General features: G+C 72.6%; 23 protein-coding genes. 13 read left to right on the top strand and 10 right to left on the bottom strand.

All coding sequences use genetic code 11. The features are described from left to right. Window positions 1-6 precede the first annotated feature (6 nt). Window positions 7-507, bottom strand: coding sequence for a DUF664 domain-containing protein (locus tag ACH4LD_RS35370; protein ID WP_398058203.1), 501 nt, complete (start codon window positions 505-507; stop codon window positions 7-9). 170 nt (window positions 508-677) lie between these two features. Further along, window positions 678-1,586 (bottom strand): LysR substrate-binding domain-containing protein, encoded by a 909-nt coding sequence (locus tag ACH4LD_RS35375; RefSeq protein WP_398058204.1) that lies wholly within the window; start codon window positions 1,584-1,586, stop codon window positions 678-680. Between the two features lie 111 nt (window positions 1,587-1,697). Here ACH4LD_RS35375 and mgrA point away from each other — a divergent pair, with 111 nt between their 5' ends. After that, entirely contained in the window at window positions 1,698-2,690 is a 993-nt protein-coding gene (gene mgrA / locus ACH4LD_RS35380) for an L-glyceraldehyde 3-phosphate reductase (protein WP_398058205.1), read from the top strand. Between the two features lie 225 nt (window positions 2,691-2,915). Here the strand turns inward: mgrA and ACH4LD_RS35385 are convergent, their stop codons facing one another. Then, on the bottom strand, window positions 2,916-3,299 hold the full coding sequence (locus ACH4LD_RS35385; RefSeq protein ID WP_398058206.1) for a nuclear transport factor 2 family protein: 384 nt from the start codon (window positions 3,297-3,299) through the stop codon (window positions 2,916-2,918). A 348-nt stretch (window positions 3,300-3,647) separates the two neighbouring features. Between ACH4LD_RS35385 and ACH4LD_RS35390 the strand changes: the two genes are divergently transcribed. After that, the gene (locus ACH4LD_RS35390; RefSeq protein WP_398058207.1) at window positions 3,648-4,058 is read left to right on the top strand and encodes a hypothetical protein; all 411 of its coding nucleotides are present in this window, start codon (window positions 3,648-3,650) and stop codon (window positions 4,056-4,058) included. A gap of 199 nt (window positions 4,059-4,257) precedes the next feature. Further along, the gene (locus ACH4LD_RS35395) at window positions 4,258-4,737 is read left to right on the top strand and encodes an ATP-binding protein (RefSeq protein ID WP_132790419.1); all 480 of its coding nucleotides are present in this window, start codon (window positions 4,258-4,260) and stop codon (window positions 4,735-4,737) included. A gap of 83 nt (window positions 4,738-4,820) precedes the next feature. Here ACH4LD_RS35395 and ACH4LD_RS35400 read toward each other — a convergent pair whose 3' ends face one another. Beyond that, complete coding sequence (locus tag ACH4LD_RS35400; RefSeq protein ID WP_103816690.1) at window positions 4,821-5,711, bottom strand: RNA polymerase sigma factor SigF; 891 nt, start codon at window positions 5,709-5,711, stop codon at window positions 4,821-4,823. A 264-nt stretch (window positions 5,712-5,975) separates the two neighbouring features. Here ACH4LD_RS35400 and ACH4LD_RS35405 point away from each other — a divergent pair, with 264 nt between their 5' ends. Continuing rightward, window positions 5,976-6,431 carry a helix-turn-helix domain-containing protein gene (locus ACH4LD_RS35405; RefSeq protein WP_398058208.1) on the top strand — a complete coding sequence of 152 codons (456 nt, stop codon included), beginning with the start codon at window positions 5,976-5,978 and terminating at the stop codon, window positions 6,429-6,431. A 296-nt stretch (window positions 6,432-6,727) separates the two neighbouring features. Continuing rightward, window positions 6,728-7,210: a VOC family protein gene (locus ACH4LD_RS35410; RefSeq protein WP_132790413.1), complete on the top strand. Its 483-nt coding sequence runs from the start codon at window positions 6,728-6,730 to the stop codon at window positions 7,208-7,210. A 21-nt stretch (window positions 7,211-7,231) separates the two neighbouring features. Here the strand turns inward: ACH4LD_RS35410 and ACH4LD_RS35415 are convergent, their stop codons facing one another. Further along, a complete protein-coding gene (locus ACH4LD_RS35415) occupies window positions 7,232-8,146 on the bottom strand; it encodes an aminoglycoside phosphotransferase family protein (RefSeq protein WP_398058258.1) in 915 nt (304 codons plus the stop codon). Window positions 8,147-8,265: 119 nt separating this feature from the next. Between ACH4LD_RS35415 and ACH4LD_RS35420 the strand changes: the two genes are divergently transcribed. Beyond that, window positions 8,266-9,060, top strand: coding sequence for a VOC family protein (locus ACH4LD_RS35420; RefSeq protein WP_398058209.1), 795 nt, complete (start codon window positions 8,266-8,268; stop codon window positions 9,058-9,060). A 34-nt stretch (window positions 9,061-9,094) separates the two neighbouring features. Next, complete coding sequence (locus ACH4LD_RS35425) at window positions 9,095-9,817, top strand: ribonuclease H (RefSeq protein WP_398058210.1); 723 nt, start codon at window positions 9,095-9,097, stop codon at window positions 9,815-9,817. On the opposite strand, the gene ACH4LD_RS35430 is transcribed toward ACH4LD_RS35425, so the two are convergent. Beyond that, the gene (locus ACH4LD_RS35430; protein ID WP_398058211.1) at window positions 9,818-10,639 is read right to left on the bottom strand and encodes a tyrosinase family protein; all 822 of its coding nucleotides are present in this window, start codon (window positions 10,637-10,639) and stop codon (window positions 9,818-9,820) included. Window positions 10,640-10,674: 35 nt separating this feature from the next. Beyond that, window positions 10,675-11,052 (bottom strand): tyrosinase cofactor, encoded by a 378-nt coding sequence (locus ACH4LD_RS35435; RefSeq protein WP_398058212.1) that lies wholly within the window; start codon window positions 11,050-11,052, stop codon window positions 10,675-10,677. Window positions 11,053-11,385: 333 nt separating this feature from the next. On the opposite strand from ACH4LD_RS35435, the gene ACH4LD_RS35440 reads away from it, so the two are divergent. The 6 genes from ACH4LD_RS35440 to ACH4LD_RS35465 all read left to right on the top strand — a co-directional run bounded on the left by ACH4LD_RS35440 (window position 11,386) and on the right by ACH4LD_RS35465 (window position 17,294). Then, window positions 11,386-12,588, top strand: coding sequence for an FAD-dependent monooxygenase (locus ACH4LD_RS35440; RefSeq protein WP_398058213.1), 1,203 nt, complete (start codon window positions 11,386-11,388; stop codon window positions 12,586-12,588). 35 nt (window positions 12,589-12,623) lie between these two features. Continuing rightward, window positions 12,624-13,445, top strand: a complete 822-nt coding sequence (locus ACH4LD_RS35445; RefSeq protein WP_398058214.1) for a lipase family protein — start codon at window positions 12,624-12,626, stop codon at window positions 13,443-13,445. A gap of 127 nt (window positions 13,446-13,572) precedes the next feature. Further along, the gene (locus ACH4LD_RS35450) at window positions 13,573-15,042 is read left to right on the top strand and encodes an MFS transporter (RefSeq protein ID WP_398058215.1); all 1,470 of its coding nucleotides are present in this window, start codon (window positions 13,573-13,575) and stop codon (window positions 15,040-15,042) included. After that, the gene (locus ACH4LD_RS35455; RefSeq protein ID WP_398058217.1) at window positions 15,039-15,632 is read left to right on the top strand and encodes a TetR family transcriptional regulator; all 594 of its coding nucleotides are present in this window, start codon (window positions 15,039-15,041) and stop codon (window positions 15,630-15,632) included. Before ACH4LD_RS35450 ends, ACH4LD_RS35455 begins: the two co-directional genes overlap by 4 nt. A gap of 130 nt (window positions 15,633-15,762) precedes the next feature. Further along, the gene (locus tag ACH4LD_RS35460; RefSeq protein WP_398058219.1) at window positions 15,763-16,746 is read left to right on the top strand and encodes an aldo/keto reductase; all 984 of its coding nucleotides are present in this window, start codon (window positions 15,763-15,765) and stop codon (window positions 16,744-16,746) included. Window positions 16,747-16,799: 53 nt separating this feature from the next. Next, window positions 16,800-17,294 (top strand): DUF6328 family protein, encoded by a 495-nt coding sequence (locus ACH4LD_RS35465; RefSeq protein WP_398058220.1) that lies wholly within the window; start codon window positions 16,800-16,802, stop codon window positions 17,292-17,294. A gap of 11 nt (window positions 17,295-17,305) precedes the next feature. Here the strand turns inward: ACH4LD_RS35465 and ACH4LD_RS35470 are convergent, their stop codons facing one another. The 3 genes from ACH4LD_RS35470 to ACH4LD_RS35480 form a co-directional block, all read right to left on the bottom strand. Continuing rightward, entirely contained in the window at window positions 17,306-17,929 is a 624-nt protein-coding gene (locus ACH4LD_RS35470) for a DUF2238 domain-containing protein (protein WP_398058259.1), read from the bottom strand. Window positions 17,930-18,073: 144 nt separating this feature from the next. Continuing rightward, window positions 18,074-18,502: an SsgA family sporulation/cell division regulator gene (locus ACH4LD_RS35475; RefSeq protein WP_398058221.1), complete on the bottom strand. Its 429-nt coding sequence runs from the start codon at window positions 18,500-18,502 to the stop codon at window positions 18,074-18,076. Between the two features lie 169 nt (window positions 18,503-18,671). Then, a complete protein-coding gene (locus tag ACH4LD_RS35480) occupies window positions 18,672-19,643 on the bottom strand; it encodes an LLM class F420-dependent oxidoreductase (RefSeq protein WP_398058222.1) in 972 nt (323 codons plus the stop codon). Between the last annotated feature and the right edge of the window lie 23 nt (window positions 19,644-19,666).

Here is a 19,666-nt window from a genome sequence, read left to right on the forward strand (position 1 = left end):
TGAGGTCTAGAGGAGCCCCCTGAGGTAGGCGGCCTGTCCGACGTGCTGGAGGTCGTCGGACAGGACGCTCACCAGGCGCACCCCCAGGGACACCGGGGGATCCCAGCGCTCGTCCACGATGCGTTCCAGGTCCTTGGCGGCCAGCCCGCGCAGGCAGCCGAGGGTCTGTTCGTGGACGGCGTCGTAGTACCCGGTCAGCAGGTCCGCCGACTCCACCCGCACCTTCGTGACCTTGGCGGGGGTGTGCCCGTACCCGATGTCGTGCCGGGGCAGGTCGAGGCCGAAACGCTTCTCCCAGCCTTGCGCGAGCCAGACCTGGTCCAGGTCGAAGGCGTCGGCGACGTGGTCGTCCTGGACCCGCGTGAGGTGCCAGACCAGCCAGGCGATGGAGTTGGCGCCGGCGGCCGGGCGGTGGTGCAGCTCGTCCGCGCCGAGGCCGTCGAGGGCGGCATGGACTTCTTCCTGGATGCGGCCGTAGCCGTCGATGAGGATGTCCTTCGCATGCATACCGTCCACCATCGCAAATCAGCGGCGCGCACGCGCCCGGAACCCGGCTTCCGCACAGGCCCGGCGGCTCCCGCCCCGTCGGCACCCACCCCGGCTGCTGCGCCCGCGTCACCGGCCACGGCCGCCGGGACCTGACGCCGCGTCGGCCGACGTGACCGGCACGGCCGCCGTCACCGCAGCTCGTCGATGGGCGCGGCCAGGACCCCCGTCTCCAGCAGTGTGACCAGCGCCCGCGCGGCCGGGCTCGTGGCCCGTTCCGGCGGCAGCAGGGCGACCGTCTCGTACTCCGGCTCGCCCGCGCCCTTCAGCGGGAGCGCCGTGAGCGCCGGCCGCTTGTGCCGGAAGTGCCGGGGTACGACGGCGATCCCCAGGTTCTCGTCCACCAGGTCCAGCAGGCTGTGCACGTCGTTGACCTCCAGCGCGACCGTGCGCCGGACGCCGGCCGTGGCGAACGCGGCGTCGGTGGTGCGGCGCGGACCCCAGTCGGGGTGGAAGTCGACGAAGACCTCCCCGGCGAGATCCGCCGGGCCGAGCACGGCCGGGGCGGAGGCCAGGCGGTGGCTCGGGTGGCACAGCACCGTCATGGGCTCGCTGGTCAGGGACACCGAGCGCAGCTGGTCGGTGTCGGCCTGGGTGCGGTAGGCGAAGGCCAGGTCGAGCCGCCCGGCCGCGACCTCCTCGGCCAGCGCGCCGGAGCCGGCCTGCCGCAGCCGGATCTCCACGTCCGGGTGCCGGCCCCGGAAGGCCGCCAGCAGCCGGGCCACGTGCACCCCGGCGATGCACTGCTCGGTGCCGAGGGCCAGCGTGCCCCGCAGGACACCCTGCACCGCGGCCACCGCCTCGTGCGCGGACCGCACCTGCGCCAGGATGCGTTCGGCCTCCCCGAGCAGCGCGCGCCCCGCCTCGGTGAGCGTCACCCGGCGGGTGGTCCGGACGAACAGCGGCGCCCGCAGCTCGCGCTCCAGCGCCCGGATGGACGCCGACAGGCCCGACTGGGACACCATCAGGCGTTCGGCGGCCCGGGTGAAATGCTGGTCCTCGGCGACCGCGACGAAGTGCTGGAGATGGCGCAGTTCCATGATTGAGAAGCCTATCCGCTGAATTCCATCGGATTCTTCTGTTGGACCACTGCCCGCCGCCCGGGGAAGAGTGGCACCGGTAGATCGTGTGCCAACCCCTCTGGAGTCGCGTTGTACACCGCACACCCCGACCGCTACGCCGACATGCCCTACCGGCGCACCGGACGCAGCGGCTTGAAGCTCCCCGCCCTGTCGCTCGGCCTGTGGCACAACTTCGGGCCCGACCGGCCCGTGGAGACCCAGCGGGCCATCCTCCGCCGCGCCTTCGACCTCGGCGTCACCCACTTCGACCTCGCGAACAACTACGGCCCGCCGCCCGGCGCCGCCGAGTCCGCCTTCGGGGAGGCGCTGAAGGCCGACTTCGCCCGTTACCGCGACGAACTGGTGATCTCCACGAAGGCCGGCTATCTGATGTGGCCCGGCCCGTACGGCGAGTGGGGCTCGCGCAAGTACCTGCTGTCCTCGCTGGACCAGAGCCTGAGCCGGATGGGCCTGGACTACGTCGACATCTTCTACTCGCACCGCTTCGACCCGGACACTCCCCTGGAGGAGACGATGGGCGCCCTGCACACGGCGGTGCAGCAGGGCAAGGCCCTCTACGTCGGCGTCTCCAACTACTCCGCCGAGCAGACCCGCGAGGCCGCCCGCATCCTGGGCGAGCTGGGCACGCCGCTGCTGATCCACCAGCCGCGCTACTCGATGCTCGACCGGCGCCCCGAGGACCAGGGCCTCCTCGACGCCCTGGACGAGCTCCAGGTCGGCTCCATCGTGTACTCCCCGCTGGAGCAGGGCCTGCTCACGGGCCGCTACCTCGACGGCATCCCGGAGGACTCCCGGGCCGCGAGCGACAGCCCGTTCCTGAACTCGGACGCGGTCACCGAGGACCTGGTCGCCCGGCTGCGCGCGCTGGACGAGATCGCCAAGTCCCGCGGCCAGACCCTGGCCCAGCTCGCCCTCGCCTGGGTGCTGCGCGGCGGCCGGGTGACGTCCGCCCTGGTCGGCGCGAGCAGCCCGCGGCAGATCGAGGACAGCGTCGCGGCCATCAGCAACCTCGACTTCGACGCCGACGAACTGGCGCGGATCGACGCGATCGTCCGGCCGTAGCGCCGTAGCGCCGTAGCGCCGTAGCGCCGGACGGACCGGAACACCAAACGGGCCGGAGCGCCGGATGGACCCGGAGCGCCGGACGGGCCGGAGCGCCGGATGGCCCGAAGCACCGGACGTACCGGAGCACCGGACGGGCCGGGGGAGCGGCCGCGACAACCGCGGCCGCTCCCTCCGTCGTACCGCCACCCCGTCGCCCGTCCGGAGGCGCCGGCGCCGGCCCCGTCAGGTGCCCGCCGGAACCCGGTCCAGGAACCCCAGCACCTGCCGGATGCGGCCCTCGCCGTCCAGCGTGACCACGTCGAACCCGGCCACCGGCGCCGAGCCGTCCTGCTCGTTCACCAGCTCCCAGCCGAAGCGCGCGGTGTCGTGGTGGCCGTCGACCGCGCCGAGCGGACGGAACACGAAGCCGGGGAACTGCTCGTGGGCCGCCGCGATCACGGCCGCGATCTGGTCGTGCCCGCGCACGTCGACGAGCGGGTCGGTGTAGCCGCCGTCCTCCGCCCAGGCGGCGGCGACGGCCTTCTCGATGTCCTCCGGCCGGGTGGCGTTCCAGGCCTCGAAGTAACGGGCGGCGGCGTTCTCGTGACGGTCGGTGTGCACGGCCATGGCGAAGCATCCTCCATCGATGTCGTCTCTGCTGGTCAGCTCCCGGATGCGGGGTTCGCCGATCCGGTGTGACCACCATGCGGGAGGAACGGGTGCCGGGTCGATTACCTCCGGAGTCATGGCCGGGGGCAGGACGGTCCGCCTCATTTCGGCCAGAACAGGCGCTGAATATGCCAGGAGACTGGCCGGAAAGTCATGGTGACAGTGGTTCAGTAGTGAACATACTCGACTGTGAGGACTTCACTTCGCGCGAGGTTCCGATCACGCACCGCACACGGCCGCACCGCAGACGAGCCGCACCGAGAGCGAGGCCAGCCGGCAGGCGAACGACGCGACGGGGGAGTGCGCATGCACGACGAGTTCCTGTGCCATGTCACCGCGTACGGCACCTGCGGTGGGCAGCGCATCGGAGTGCCCCTGGGCACCTATCGGGCGCCCACTCTGGCCCTCGCCCTGTGGTGGCTGCGCGACCGCGCCAACTGGATCGCCGACCGCCTCGACCCGCGTCCCGAGGCCGGGCACTTCCCGCCGAGCGCGCTCGTCCCGGTCGCGGACACCGTGCCCGACGTGCCGGCCGTGCTGCGCGCCTGGTGCGGCGACCCTGCCCAGCAGGAGCTGGTCGCCGACGAGCTGGCCGCGGGGAGGCTGGTGCGGATCGCGACCGGCGACGACACGACCGAGTACGAGCTGCTCGCGGAGTCCGTCGACGCCCTGCGCATGCAGCGGACCATCCCGGCTCTCGTCGTACCCGTCGCCTGACCGGCCGCGCCGTACCGAGCCGTCCCCGCCCGCCCGCCCGGCCAGGCGCCCGCTCCGGCCTCCTGTGACCGGTGTGGGCCGTGAGCCTCGCCACTGTGCGCGGTGGGCGAACACATCCGGTGGACTGGCGAGCCGGGCTCGGGGTACGAGGACTGGTGCAACAGCGACCGGCCGGACCGGGTTTTCCGAGAGAGACAGCATGATCAAGCACCTGGGCGGGGCAGTGATACCGACTGGCTTCGACGTACCCGTGGAGCCGCTGCGGCGTGCGGCGCACTACACCGGCGAACCCGGATGCATCGCCGAAGCACGTGCCTTCGCGTCCCAGTTCCTCCAGCAGCTGCGTACCGAATGGTGCGCCACCGCCGACGGCCGGGCCGACGGCGAGCTGCTGCTGATGGTGAGCGAACTGGTCACCAACGCCGACCAGCACAGCAACGGCCCGTACATCCTGGAACTGGAGGGCACGGCCGCTTCGGTCGTGGTGTCCGTGTACGACAGCAGCACCGCCCTGCCCCGCCGGTACCCGAAGGACCCGAAGCGCGTCGGACGGCACGGACTGGAGATCGTGCACGCCCTGGCCTCCGAGGTCACCGTCGAGCGGGTGCCCGTGGGCAAACGCGTACGGGCCGTCTTCCCGCTCCGGCAGAACGGCGACGGCCCGTCCCCGACCGACTGAGACGTCGGACTGGGAGACCCGACCGAGACGTCGGGCTGACGGAGACATCGGGCCGGCGCCGGGGCGCCGGCCCGACCGAGGTGTCAGGCGCAGCCGAGTTCGCCCAGCATCCCCTGCCGCAGCCGGGTGATGATCCGCTTGATCAGCCGGGAGACGTGCATCTGGGAGCACCCCAGCCGCTCCCCGATCTCGGCCTGGGTGGCCTCCTCCACGAACCGCATGTGGATGATCTGCCGGTCACGGTCGCTCAGCTCCGCCATGAGCGGGGCGAGCGCGTGGAAGTCCTCGACGAGCCGCAGCCCCTCCTCCTCCACACCGATGAAGTCGGCGAGCACGGCCTCGCCGTCCTCGGGCCCGTCGCCGGTGAGCGCGGCGTCCAGGGAGGCGGAGTTGTAGCCGTTGGAGGCGAGCTGGGCCTCGATCACCTCGTTCTCGGAGAGGTTCATCAGCGTGGCCAGCTCGGCGACGGTCGGATCCCGGTCCAGGCGGCTGGACAGCTCCTCGCGCGCCTTGGCCAGCTCCACCCGCAGCTCCTGGAGCCGGCGCGGCACATGGACGGCCCAGGTGGTGTCCCGGAAGAAACGCTTGATCTCACCGACGATGTACGGCAGCGCGAAGGAGGTGAACTCGACCTCGCGCGCCAGTTCGAACCGGTCGATGGCCTTGATCAGGCCGATCATGCCGGTCTGGACGATGTCCTCCATGTCGTCGCCACGGCCCCGGAACCGTCCGGCCGCGAACCGCACCAGCGACATGTTCATCTCGATGAGCGTGTTGCGCGCGTACTGGTACTCGTGTGTCCCCTCCTCCAGCTCGGTCAGCCGGCGGAAGAACTGGCGGGACAGCTCCCGCGCGTCCCGCGGGGCGACGGACGCGGGGTCCACAATGCCAGGCAGTGATCCCTCGCCCGTCCTGTCCTGCTCGGTCTGCTCGACGACCTCTGCTTCCGACCGGATCCCGGCGGCGGTGTTCATTGCCTCTCCCACGAAAGTCACGGTTTCGTCCTCTCCCTGTACGGCAGCTCCGTCGGCTCCGGACACAGGTAGCGCTCCTGCGGGTACCCGATGTGCGGCGGGTCATTCCTCCCGCAGAGCCGCTCACGGCGCGGGTACCCCCCGTGACGGCGCGCATGCGTCCGCCACGCCGCAGTGGCGTGAAATGGACGCTCCGGCCCGGGTTTCCCTGAGGGCGGAACGCCGCGCCCTTGTCCCGCACCGTACCGCTCCTAGGCTGACGGGATGAGCAACCCGCTGAGCGAGGAAGCCCGAGTGATCCCCCTGCGGCCGGCACCCGTCCGCCCGGACGCGCCGGACGGCGAGCCCGCGCCGCGGGAGCCCCTGTGGCGGGATCTGGTCGGCGAGGTGCTGCGCCGGGAGCGGCGGGCGCAGGAGCGCACGCTCAAGGACGTGGCCGACGCGGCCCGGATCTCGCTGCCCTATCTGTCCGAGGTCGAGCGGGGCCGCAAGGAGGCGTCGTCGGAGGTGCTGGCCGCCGCGGCCCACGCGCTCGGCCTGGGCCTCGGCGACCTGCTGGCGCTGGCGCACGGCGAGCTGAGCCGGCGCACGGCCGAGCGGCACCGGCCCGCCGCCACGCCGAGCCGGGCCGTCGCCGTACCGCACCGGCCCGCCGCCGCGCCGAGCCGCGCCGTCGCCACACCGGACCGGCCGTACCAGGGGCTCTGCCTGGCTGCCTGACCGACTGCCTGACCGGCTGCCCGCCGGTCACCTCGACCGGTGTGCCGAAGGGGGTTCGCCGGGGACGGCCACCGCGCGGCCACGGAAGCGGGCGGCCACTTCGCGACCATGGAATCGGGGCGGCCACTTCGCGGGCGGAGGAGCCGGAGCCGGACCCGCCGGGCGGAGACGTCCGGCGGGTTCTTCCGGAAGCTGGGGAACGGACCGATGAGTTTCGCGTGGGGGAGCGGTCCCCCTTCACGACGGCGTTCCACGCCCGGTTCCACACTCCACGTTCACGCCCCCGGGAGGCGCTCATGACCACCGCCGGATTCACCACGTGTCTCTGGTTCGACGGCCAGGCGGAGGAGGCCGCGCACCACTACGTGTCCGTCTTCAAGGACGCCGCCCTCGGGCGCGTCGTCCGCTGGCCCGAGGGCGGTCCCGGACCGGCCGGCTCGGTGCTGACCGCGGAGTTCACGGCCAACGGCCAGAAGTTCGTCGCGCTGAACGGCGGCCCCGAGTTCACCTTCAACGAGGCGATCTCCTTCCAGATCCTCTGCTCCGACCAGCAGGAGATCGACCACTACTGGACGAAGCTCACCGAGAACGGCGGAGAGGGCGGACCCTGCGGCTGGCTCAAGGACAGGTACGGCGTCTCCTGGCAGGTCGTCTACGCCCCGCTGCTCGACATGGTCGCCGACCCCGACCCGGAGAGGGCGACGCGTGCCACCAAGGCCATGATGGGCATGGGCAAGCTGGACGCCGCCGCGCTGGAGAAGGCGTACGCGGGCGAGTAGCGGATGTCCGGCCGGCCGCCGTCACCGTCGCGCGGCCTCGGCGAGGATCTCGGCGATCACATGCCGGGAGTTCTCCGCCAGGGCCGGGTTGGTGTGCCAGTAGTACGGCAGCTGGATCAGCGAGATCGACAGCGCCCAGCCCCGCCCGCGCGCCCACTCGGCGTCGTCGGCGCCGACGGCCTTGCGGAAGGTGTCCCGCGCGGACGCGGGCAGCAGGTTCCAGGCCACGATCAGGTCCACGGCCGGGTCGCCGACGCCGGCGCAGCCGAAGTCGATGACCGCGCTCAGCCCGTCCCCGTCGACCAGCACGTTCCCCGGGGAGAGATCCCCGTGCGCCCAACACGGCGGCCCCGAGTGGGCCGGGGCCCGCAGCGCCTCCTCCCACAGGGCCGTCACGGTCGCCGTGTCGATCCGGTCGGTGAGAGCGGGGAGCCGTGCCAGTGCGGCCCGGGTGGGCTCGTCCCGGGTGGCGAGCGGCACGCCCCGGGGGGCGGGCGGCCCGTCGTGCGGGTCGATCCCGCGCAGCGCCGCCACGTACGCCCCGAGCCGCTCGGCGAGGCGCTCCGGCTCCGCGACGGCACCGGCGACCGGGTTCCGGCCGTCCAGCCAGCGGTACACCGACCAGGGCCACGGGAAGTCCTCGTCGGGCACGCCGAGCCCGGCCGGCTCCGGCGTGGCCACCGGCAGCAGCGGGCCGAGACGGGGCAGCCAGCGCTGCTCGTGCGTCACGTCGGCGACCGCGCCGGGGTGCCGGGGCAGTCGTACCACCAGTCCGGTGCCCAGGCGGAACATGACGTTCTCCGTACCGGAGGACTTCACGCGCCGTACGGGCAGCGCCGCCCACTCGGGAAACTGCCGGGCGACCAGCCGGCCGACCAGCGGCGGGTCGATGTCGACCTCGCCCTCACGCATCCTGACCGTGTTCACCGGGCCCATCACAGCCGGACGCGCACCCCGCTGTCGACCGAATTGCGGCTCCCGGCTCGGCGCGCGGGCCGAACCCCGGATCGCTAGCGTGAACAAACGGGACACATCACCTCAGGAGGGCCGCCAGCATGGCCGTGCAACCCGAAGGAACGCCCTGTTGGGCCGATGCGATGTTCAGTGACGTCGAGGGAGCCAAGCGGTTCTACGGCGACGTCCTCGGCTGGACCTTCGGCGAGTCGTCGTCGGAGTACGGCAACTACACTCAGGCCTACGTGGACGGCAAGGCCGTGGCGGCGGTCGTCCCGCCCATGCCCGGTCAGGAGGGCCAGTCGCAGTGGTGCCTGTACTTCGCCTCGCCGGACGCCGCGGCCACCGCGGAGAAGATCCGCGAGAACGGCGGCGAGGTGCTGATGGAGCCGATGCAGGTCGGTGATTTCGGCACGATGTGTCTGGCCCGCGAGCCCAGCGGAGCCGTGTTCGGCGTGTGGCAGGCGGGCACCCACGAGGGCTTCGAGTCGACGGCCACGCCCGGCGCCTACTGCTGGGCCGAGGTCTTCACCAGGGAGCCGGAACAGGCGGACGCCTTCCTCGCCGCGGTCTTCCCGTACCGGATGAAGGAGATCGAGGACGACGCGGTGGACTTCCGGATGTTCGACGTCGGCGAGGACACCGTCCTGGGCCGGATGCGGATGACCGACGACTTCCCGCCCGAGGTGCCGTCCTACATCAACGTCTACTTCACCGTCGACGACTGCGACGCGGCCGTCGACCGGGCCGTCAAGCTCGGCGGGATACTCCGCTTCGGCCCGATGAGCAGCCCCTTCGGCCGGTTCGCGGCGCTCAGCGACCCGCAGGGCGCCAACTTCTCGGTGATCGACACCACCACCACCGAGGGCGAGATGCCGAAGGTCAAGGACGTCTGACCGGTCCCGGAACAGCGCTCCGCACGGCCATGGCATGATCGGGCACATGCGTGAACGTGTGGTGGCCGCGTGCGACGGGGCTTCGAAGGGGAACCCCGGACCGGCCGGATGGGCGTGGGTGGTCTCGGACGACGACGAGCGGACCCCCGCCCGCTGGGAGGCGGGCCCGCTCGGCCGGGCGACCAACAACGTCGCCGAGCTGACGGCCCTGGAGCGGCTGCTCACGGCCGTCGACCCGGACGTTCCGCTGGAGATCCGGATGGACTCCCAGTACGCGATGAAGGCCGTCACCACCTGGCTGCCCGGCTGGAAGCGCAACGGCTGGAAGACCGCCGCCGGCAAGCCCGTCGCCAACCAGGACCTGGTGGTCCGCATCGACGAACTGCTCGGCGGCCGGTCCGTGGAGTTCCGCTACGTCCCCGCCCACCAGGTCGACGGCGACCCGCTGAACGACTTCGCCGACCGCGCCGCCAGCCAGGCGGCCTCCGTGCAGGAGGCGGCCGGCAGCGCGCTCGGCTCGCCGGAGCCCCCGCCGTCGCCCGACACCCCGGCGGGCGCCGGGGCAGGGCGCAGGAAGGCGCCCCGCCGCACCGGCGGTGCCGCGTCCACGCGCACCACCGGGACCGCGTCCGCCCGCACCATCAAGGCGAAGTTCCCCGGCCGCTGCCTGTGCGGCCGGTCCTACGCGGCCGGCGAGAAGATCGCCAAGAACGCGCAGGGCTGGGGCCACCCGGAGTGCCGTACCGCCGAGGCCTGATCAGGCGTCGAACGTGTAGAACCTGGTGTGGTCCAGCAGGTCCGCCGGACGCACGGTGTTCCACGGCTTCATCGTGTCGTTCAGGTCCACCACGTCCCGCGTGCCGCCCGCCGGCGCGTACGCGGCGTCCGGGTGCCGCCGCTGCCACTCCGCCCACAGCTTGTCGACATAGGCGTGGTGCAGCCAGAACACCGGGTCGTTGGGGGAGACCCCGGTGGCCATCTGCCCGCCGACCCACACGTGCACCCTGTTGTGCAGGTTGACCCCGCGCCAGCCCTCCAGGTGATTGCGGAAGCCGTCCGAGGCGCTGTTGTACGGCGCCGTGTCGTACGTCGCGATCGACAGCACCGACTCCACCTCGGCGCGCGTCGGCAGCTCGCGCACGCTCGTGCCGAGCGAACGGCGCAGGAACGTACGGCTGTCGACGCGCACGTTCACCGGCCAGTTGCCCGTGGACGTGGCGAACGGGCCGTCCATCACCCGGCCGTCGGTGCTCCGCCCGGTGCCGCCGAGGAAGTCCGGCGCCCACAGCGAGGCCCGCACCGTGCGGTCGGTGCTCCAGTCCCAGTACGGCAGCGCGACCGAGGCGTCCACCGACTGCAGCGCCTGCTCGAAGTCGAGCAGGAACCTGCGGTGCCAGGGCAGGAAGGAGGGGGAGCGGTGGCCGGTCCGCTCGCCGCTGTCGGTGTCCGCCATGATGAACTCGTTGTGCGTGCGGACGAAGTCGTCGTAGCGTCCGCCGCGCTTGAGTTCGAGGACGGCGGCGACGAACCGGCGCTTCTCGTCGGCGGTCAGGGTGGCCTGGTTCTTGCGTACGGTCATGGTGCGCGGTGCTCCGGAAGTCCTTGCGGGGGCGGTCAGTTGGCGGGGAACGGCAGCAGCGGCGCGCCCTGCAGCTCGTCCACCGCGGCACGGGCGGCGGCGCGCGGGGTGGCCACCGGGTCGTAGTGGCTGACCACGCTGATCCAGCTCCCGTCGGCGTTCCGCATCACATGCAGCCGTATGCCGTCGACGAACACCGCGTATCCGCCGCCGTGTTCGTGGTGGTGTCCGCCGTCGCTCGCCGGACGGCCCTGTATCCGGCGGCCCTTGTAGACCTCGTCGAAGGAACCGGGCGTGGCGGGTGCGTGGTGGCCGGCCGCCGACGCGGCGGGCGCGGCGAGGGTGGCGGCCGTGGCCGTCGCGGCGACGGCGGCTGCCGCGGTGAGCGCGCGGCGCCGGCTGATGTCGGGCATGCGGGGTCCTCCTGAGGAGTGGTCCGGTGGTGACGACGCATGCCTATCGGGATGTCGGGGAGCGGAAGAAATCGGTCGGAACCGGTTGGCTGTGATTCGGACAATCAGTTACATGTCGTATAGGGTTGAACTAAGGTGATCTTGTCGTGACGGTGGCCCCGTCCGCCCCGGAACGGGGAATTCCTTGCCGGGTGGACCGGATTCCCGGTGATCCTTTCCGGCCGCCCTCCGTCCGGGTGGCGCGGCTCACCGCGCCAGGCTGACGCGATCGGGCACGCCCGCACCCTGCTACCCTCCGGTTCCGATCGACCACTTTCGGTGACTGTCAGGGGTGTGCGCGTGAAGGTCGTCTGTGTCGGAGGCGGGCCCGCCGGTCTGTACCTCGCGATCCTGCTCAAGCGGCAGGACCCCTCCCGTGACATCACCGTCCACGAACGCAACCCGCAGGGCTCCACCTACGGCTGGGGCGTGACGTACTGGGGCGGCCTCCTCGACAAGCTCCGGGCTCACGATCCCGCGTCGGCACGGGCGATCGAGGAGCACTCCGTCCGCTGGAGCGACGGCGTCGCCCACGTAGGGGACCTGACGACCCGGCACCGCGGCGACGAGGGCTTCGGCATCGGCCGCCACCGCCTGCTCGACCTGCTCGCCACCCGGGCCCGCGCCCTGGGCGTCCGCCTGGAGTACGAGAGCGAACTCACCGAGCCGCCCGCCGACGCGGACCTCGTCGTCGCGGCCGACGGCGTGCACAGCGCCCTGCGCACCCGCCGGGCCGGCCACTTCGGCACCCGGACCACCTCCGGCCGCAACCCGTACATCTGGCTCGGCACCAGCAAGGTCTTCGACGCCTTCACCTTCGCCTTCACCGAGACCGAGCACGGCTGGATCTGGGCCTACGGCTACGGCTACAGCGGCGAGCACAGCACCTGTGTCGTCGAGTGCTCCCCGGAGACCTTCACCGGGCTCGGCCTGGACCGGACCGACGAGGGCGAGGGTCTCGCCCTGCTGGAGAAACTCTTCGCCGGCGTCCTCGACGGCCACCCCCTGACCGCCCGCTCCGGCGCCTCCTGGCAGACCTTCCGCACCCTCACCAACGAGACCTGGCACGACGGCAACCTGGTCCTGCTCGGCGACGCGGCCCACACCACCCACTACTCCATCGGCGCCGGCACCACCCTCGCCCTGGAGGACGCCATGTGCCTCGCCGACGCCCTGCGCGCGCATCCCGGCCTGCCCGACGCGCTCGCCGCCTACCAGCGCCGGCGCCAGGCCGAACTGCTGTCCGTGCAGAGCGCGGCCCGCCACAGCGCCCAGTGGTACGAGAACCTGCCCCGCTACATCCACCTGCCCCCGCACCGGATGTTCGCCCTGCTCGGCCAGCGCCACTCGCCCCTGCTGCCGTACGTCCCGCCCCAGCTCTACTACGGCCTGGACAAGGCGGCCGGCCGACTGGAGGCGCTGCGCCGGCTCAAGCGCTGGCTCGGCCCCCGCGCCGCCCGCGCCCTGCACGCCCGCGCCACGGCCCGCCGGAGCTAGGTGTGCTGTTCGGACAGGCACCCGAGGAGCCCCGCATGGCCGTCCCCGTCGCGTTCGACCACACCTCCACCGGCTACAGCCTCCAGCGCGCCTACTGGCTGGCCCGCGCGGCCGACCTGGCCTACCGGGACCGGGCCGCCATCGAGGAACAGGCCGCCCGGTGGAGCTTCGAGGAGGTGCGGCACCACCACACCCGGTTCACCCCGCCCTTCCCGCTCCAGGACACCCAGGCGTACACCCTGGCGAGCGACCGGTTGATCGTCACCGCTTTCCGCGGCACCGAACCCGACCGGATCAGGGACTGGCTCTCCGACGCCACCACCCCGCCCCGGCCCGGACCCGGCGGTCACGGCTACGTCCACCAGGGCTTCGCCGAGGCCCTCGCATCGGTCCACCCGGCGGTCCACGACGCCCTCACCGAGCTGCGCACCGACGACCACGCCGTCTACTTCACCGGGCACAGCCTCGGCGGAGCGCTCGCGATGCTGGCCGGCGCCCGCCTCTACCTGGAGGAGCCGCACCTGGCCGCGGACGGCGTCTACACCTACGGCCAGCCCCGCACCTGCGACCGGCTGCTGGCCGAGGCGTTCCACGAGGGATTCGGCGGCCGGACGTACCGCTTCGTCAACAACAACGACATCGTCGCCCAGCTCCCGCCGGAGCCCGCCTACACCCACGTACGGTCCCTGCGTTACTTCGACTCCAAGGGCCGGCTGCACGAGTCCATGCCCATGCTCTCGGTGCTGGGCGACCGGGCCAGGGGCGCCACCGCTGACCCGTTCGCGCCCGCCTCCGACGGCGTCCGCGACCACTCCATGCACAGCTATCTGGCGGTCCTTGAGCAGAACCTGGCCTAGATCCGGTCTCTCCTGTACCGGGCCGTCACGGCCTCCTCATTCGGGCCAGGGAACGTTGGTGAATGCCCATTCACTCGATAAGGTGAATGAGTATTCACCTCGTCACCGTGCCGCCGCAGGAGCGCCGATGGACCAGCCCGCCCCGATATCCCCGCCCCGGCTGCGCGACCGGCTCACCATTCCGGTGCTGGCGTCCGGCGGCATCCTGATGGCGGTCATGCAGACCGTGGTCGTCCCGCTCCTGCCCGACCTGCCCCGGCTCACCGGCGCCTCGGCCGCCGCCGTCTCCTGGACGGTCACCGCGACCCTGCTCTCCGGCGCCGTCCTCACCCCCGTCCTCGGCCGGGCCGGCGACATGTACGGCAAGCGCCGGGTGCTCACCGCCGCGCTCGCCCTGATGACCGTCGGCTCCGTGATGTGCGCGCTCTCCTCCGACATCGGCGTGCTCATCGCCGCCCGCGCGCTCCAGGGCGCCGCCGCCTCCGTGGTCCCGCTGTCCATCAGCATCCTGCGCGACGAACTCCCGCCGGAACGCCGTGGCTCGGCGGTGGCGCTGATGAGTTCCACCGTCGGCATCGGCGCCGCGCTCGGCCTGCCGCTCGCCGCGCTGGTCGTGCAGTACGCCGACTGGCACACCATGTTCTGGCTGACCAGCGCCCTCGGCGCGGCGGGCGTCACGGCGACCTGGTGGGCGGTCAAGGAGTCCCCGGTGCGGGAACCCGGCCGGTTCGACGTCCTCGGCGCCCTCGGCCTCGCCGCCGGACTGGTCTGCCTGCTGCTGGGCGTCTCCCAGGGCGGCACCTGGGGCTGGGGGAGCGCACGGGTGCTCGGACTGTTCCTCGGGGCGGCCGTCGTGCTCGCCCTGTGGTGCCGGCAGCAGCTCCGCACCGCACGGCCCCTGGTCGACCTGCGGCTGGTCACCCGGCCACGGGTGGGCCTGTCCCATGTGGCGGCCCTGCTCACCGGGTTCGCCTTCTACGCCAACTCCCTGGTCACCGCCCAGCTGGTGCAGGCGCCGAAGGCCACCGGGTACGGCCTCGGCCTGTCCATCGTCGCCACCGGCCTGTGTCTGCTGCCCGGCGGCGTCACCATGCTGCTGTTCTCCCCGCTGTCGGCCCGTATCTCGGCCGCGCGCGGCCCCCGGATCACGCTCGCGCTGGGCGCCGCCGTCATCGCCTGCGGATACGCGCTCCGCATCGCCGACAGCCGCGACCTGTGGATGATCATCCTGGGCGCCACCGTGGTGGCGACCGGCACCACACTCGCCTACTCCGCCCTGCCCACCCTCATCCTGCGCGCCGTACCGGCCGCCCAGACCGCCTCCGCCAACGGCGTCAACGTCCTCATGCGCACCATCGGCCAGGCCGTCTCCAGCGCGGCCGTCGCCGCCGTCCTCGTCCACCACAGCAGCCCCCTCGGAGGCGTCCCCGTGCCCAGCCTCCACGGCTACCAGCTCGCCTTCGTCATGGCGGGCGCCGTCGCCCTCGCGGCCTGCGCGGCGGCCCTGACCATCCCCGGCGACGACTCCGCTCCGGGCGCCCGGCGGGCCCGGAGCGGCACCCGGCGCGCCCGCGACGAGGCCATGGAGGGAGCATGAGGACCATGACCACGCCACCCGGTCAGGCGCCCGCCCCCGCACGCCGGGACGCCGAGGCCACCAAGGCCGCCATCCTGAAGGCCGCCCGCCACCTCCTGGCCCGGCACGCGCACGCCGACATCACCCTCAGGGCCGTCGCCGAGCGCGCCGGGGTGAGCCCGCCGCTGATCCTGAAGTACTTCGGCAACAAGGACGCCCTGTTCGCCCGCGTGATGTCCTTCGACACCGACGCCGACGCCCTGCTGGACGCGCCGCTGGACACCCTCGGCCGGCACATGGTCCGGCACGTCGTGTCCAGCCAGCGCGAGCGGGGCGCCGACCCGCTGCTGCGCATCGCCTTCGCCCCGCTGCACGGCGACCACGGCGACGTCCTGCGCGCCAACTTCCGCGCTCAGGTCACCGAACGCCTCGCCGCCCGGCTCACCGGCCACGACGCGGGCCTGCGCGCCGAACTCGCCGTCGCCGCCCTGGTCGGCCTCGGCGTCATGTACGGCATCGCCCGCGGCCCCCACCTGCGCGAGACCGACACCGACGTTCTCGCCGACCGCTACGGGCCCGCCGTCCAGGCACAGCTGACACCGGGCCCGTGAGCCGCTCGGGGAGCGAGCGGCGTCAAGGGCGACGCCGGATCCGGCCCGCACGGTGTCACCTCCTCCGGGTGAACGCGGATTTGGAGCGGCCGGTTCCGCGGGACCCCCGGCCGGATGACAGACTGACGCCATGGACGAACGCGTGATCGGCAGGTCGGGGCAGTGGGCATCGGTGGTCGGGCTCGGCACATGGCAGCTGGGCGCCGACTGGGGGGACGTGGACGACAAGGAGGCGCTGTCCGTCCTGGAGGCGGCGGCCGAGGCCGGCGTGACCTTCTTCGACACGGCCGACGTGTACGGCGACGGGCGCAGCGAGGCCACCATCGCCTCGTTCCTGCGCACCCGGCCCGATCTGCACGTGCTGGTGGCCACCAAGATGGGCCGCCGGGTCGAACAGGTCCCGGAGAACTACGTCCTGGCCAACTTCCGCGCCTGGAACGACCGCTCGCGCCGCAACCTCGGCGTCGACCGCATCGACCTGGTGCAGCTGCACTGCCCGCCCACCCCCGTCTACTCCTCGGACGCGGTGTTCGACGCCCTGGACACCCTGGTCGAGGAGGAACGGATCGCCGCCTACGGCGTGAGCGTGGAGACCTGCGCCGAGGCGCTGACCGCCATCGCCCGGCCGAACGTGGCGAGCGTGCAGATCATCCTCAACCCGTTCCGGATGAAGCCCCTGCGTGAGGTGCTGCCCGCCGCCCGCGCGGCCGGCGTCGGCATCATCGCGCGCGTGCCGCTCGCCTCCGGGCTGCTGTCCGGAAAGTACACGAAGGACACGGTGTTCGCGGCCAACGACCACCGCACCTACAACCGGCACGGCGAGGCCTTCGACCAGGGCGAGACCTTCTCCGGTGTCGACTACGCGACGGGCGTCGAGGCCGCCGCCGAGTTCGCCGCGCTCGCCCCGGAGGGGTACACCCCGGCCCAGCTGGCGCTGCGCTGGATCATCGAGCAGGACGGCGTGACCACGGTGATCCCGGGCGCCCGCAACCCCGGGCAGGCCCGCGCCAACGCCGCCGCCGCCAAGCTGCCGCCGCTGCCGCCGCAGACGTCCGCCGCGATCCGCGAGCTGTACGACCGCCGGATCAAGGACCAGGTCGAGCACCGCTGGTAGCCGCGGGCATGCGGACCGTTTGAAGGGACGGCCGGGCGGTTACACGCAACCGCATGACGGAGGCAGGACGGCGCAGGGGGCGCGACGAGACCGAGGAAGAGCGGGCCGACCGGATGTGGGGCGAGCTCATCCAAGAGGTGCGGGTGGCCCAGACGGGCGTGCAGATCCTGTTCGGCTTCCTGCTGACCGTCGTCTTCCAGCCGAAGTACGGGAAGCTCGCCACCGTCGACCAGGTGATCTACATCGTGACCGTCGTCCTGGGCGCCTGCGCCACCGGCGCCCTCATCGGACCGGTCTCCCTGCACCGCCTGGTCTCCGGCCGCCGGGTCAAGCCGCAGGCGGTACGGCTGGCCTCCCGGATGACGTTCGTCGGCCTGGTCCTGCTGCTCGCCACGATGACGTCCTCCCTGCTGCTGATCCTCCGGGTGGCCACGCACGACGGCTATGTGCCGTACCTGGTGGCGGCCGTCGTCGCCTGGTACCTCGTGTGCTGGTACGGCCTGCCCCTGTGGGCCCGCCGCAGGCACACGGCCCGCTCCGGCGACTAGCCGGGGCGCCCCTACCGCTCGGCGCGGACCGGGGCGGTGCTCTCCAGCGCGCGCAGGTGACGGTCGTGGACCCGGCCGAGCAGCGACAGGGACAGGACCGAGCCGATCAGGGCGCAGAACATGTCCCACTGGGTGTCCCACACATCGCCCTGCGTGGCGAGGAACGCGTCCGCGCCGTGCCCGCCGATCTCGGCCGCCAGCCACTCCAGCAGCTCGAAGCAGGCGCTGAAGGCCAGGCAGGCGCACACGGTGAGCGGCGCCAGCCAGCGGCTGCCGCGCAACGGCGAGGTACGGCTGAGCAGTTCACGGACCAGCACCGCCGGGACGAAGCCCTGCATCAGGTGGCCGAACCGGTCGTAGGGGTTGCGCTCCAGGCCGAAGGTGTCGCGCACCCAGTCGCCCACCGGGACCCGCGCGTAGGTGTAGTGCCCGCCGACCGCGAGAACCAGCGCGTGCGCGGTCAGCAGCGCGCACAGCAGCCCGGTCAGGGGGAAGCGCCGCCAGAGCAGTACCACCAGGGGCAGCCCGGCCAGCGCCCAGACCGTCTCCAGGAACCAGGTCGTGCGGTCGCGCGCGTCCCACGCCGACACGGCCAGCCCCACGGCCACCACGCCGGCGAAGAGGGCGGGCGGCACGCGGCGCGGCGCGCGGAGCGGGGCGGGGTGCACTGCGGTCACGGCGGGGCTCCTTGCCTGAGGGCGGCCTCGGGGTCGTAGAGCCCCATCGTGGCGCCCGGCCGGGACCGGCGGCATGAGTACGGCTACTCAGCCCGAGCGCGGCTACTCAGCCGCGGAGAGGATCTCCGCCAGCAGTTCGTCCACCGGGATGCGCTCCCGGCCCGGGGGGACGATCTGGTGGGTCTCGCGCAGGAACGCGGCGACGGCGGGCGCCCACGCGAACACCACCGCGTGGTGCCGGCCGCCGTCCGGCCGGGTGTCCCCGAGGAACTCCAGGCGCAGCTCGTGCCACGGGCCGGTGGCCTCCGGGCGCATCCGGACGTCACCGACGCCGACCGGCCCGGCCAGTCCGTCGGCGAGCATCTGCCGGTCCAGCCGCCAGCACGCCAGGACCCGGCCGTCGTGGGCGAAGACGGCGCTGACGGCGAACGGGTCGTCGGCGTCGTAGCTGAGGTGGGCCAGCACCGGACACCTGCCGGTGCCCTGCGCGAGGAGCTGCACCACCAGGGTCTTGTGCACGAACGACTTCACGCGGGGGCCTCCGGGACGATGGGCGTAGAGCCCTCTAGTACCCCCGCAGCGCCCGGAATGCTCACCCGTGTGACTGAATCCGAAAGACGGCCTCCGCACGGCCGGGCGGCAGCCGCGGCCGTGCGGCCCGGGAGCGCAGGTCGGAGGCGTGCCGCGCGGCGGTACGCCGTCAGGCGAACGCCTCCCGCAGCGCCGGCAGCAGGGTCTTCGCCGACCAGTCAAGGAACTCGGGCTGCGTGTCGCCGCCGATCTGGACCAGGGCGACCTCCCCGAACCCGGCCTCCGCGTAGGGCCGTACGGCCTCCACGAACGCGTCCGGGTCGTCACCGCACGGGATGGAGGAGGCGACGTCGTCCTCGGTCACGAACTGGGTCGCGGCCTCGAAGGAGTCCGGGTGCGGCAGTTCGGCGTTCACCTTCCAGCCCAGCCCGAACCAGCGGAACTGGGAGTGGGCGCGCTTGACCGCCGTCTCCCGGTCCGGGTCGTAGCACACCGGCAGCTGGCCGACCCGGGGCTTGCCGCTGCCGCCGTGCCGGTCGAACGCCTCCAGCAGGCCCGCCTTCGGCTCCGTCGCGATCACCAGGTCGGCGAGGTGGCCGGCCAGCTTGCAGGACTGGTCACCGGAGACGGCGATGCCGATCGGCGGCGCCTGCTCCGGCAGGTCCCACAGCCGGGCCGACTCCACGTCGTAGTGCTGCCCGTGATGCGTGACGTGGCCGCCCTCGAACAGCGCCCGGATGATCTCCACCGCCTCTTCGAGCATCTCGTGGCGCACGTCCACCGGTGGCCAGCCGCCGCCCACGACATGCTCGTTCAGGTTCTCGCCGGCGCCGAGGCCGAGCCGGAACCTGCCCTCCGACAGCAGCTGCACGGTCGCCGCCTTCTGCGCCACGATCGCCGGGTGGTAGCGCAGGATGGGACAGGTGACGTACGTCATCAGGGGGATCCGCGAAGTGGCCTGGGCGGCGGCGCCCAGCACGCTCCACGCGTACGAGGCGTGCCCCTGCGAGCGCAGCCACGGGAAGTAGTGGTCCGAGATCACAGAGAAGTCGAAACCCGCCTCCTCGGCCTTCACCACGTGGTCCACCAGATCCCGGGGACCTGCCTGCTCGGTCATCATCGTGTATCCGATTTGCACCATGGGTGGCGAGTCCCCGGGTCGGC

The sequence above is a fragment of the Streptomyces sp. NPDC017676 genome (assembly GCF_044329325.1).
Taxonomy (GTDB): domain Bacteria; phylum Actinomycetota; class Actinomycetes; order Streptomycetales; family Streptomycetaceae; genus Streptomyces.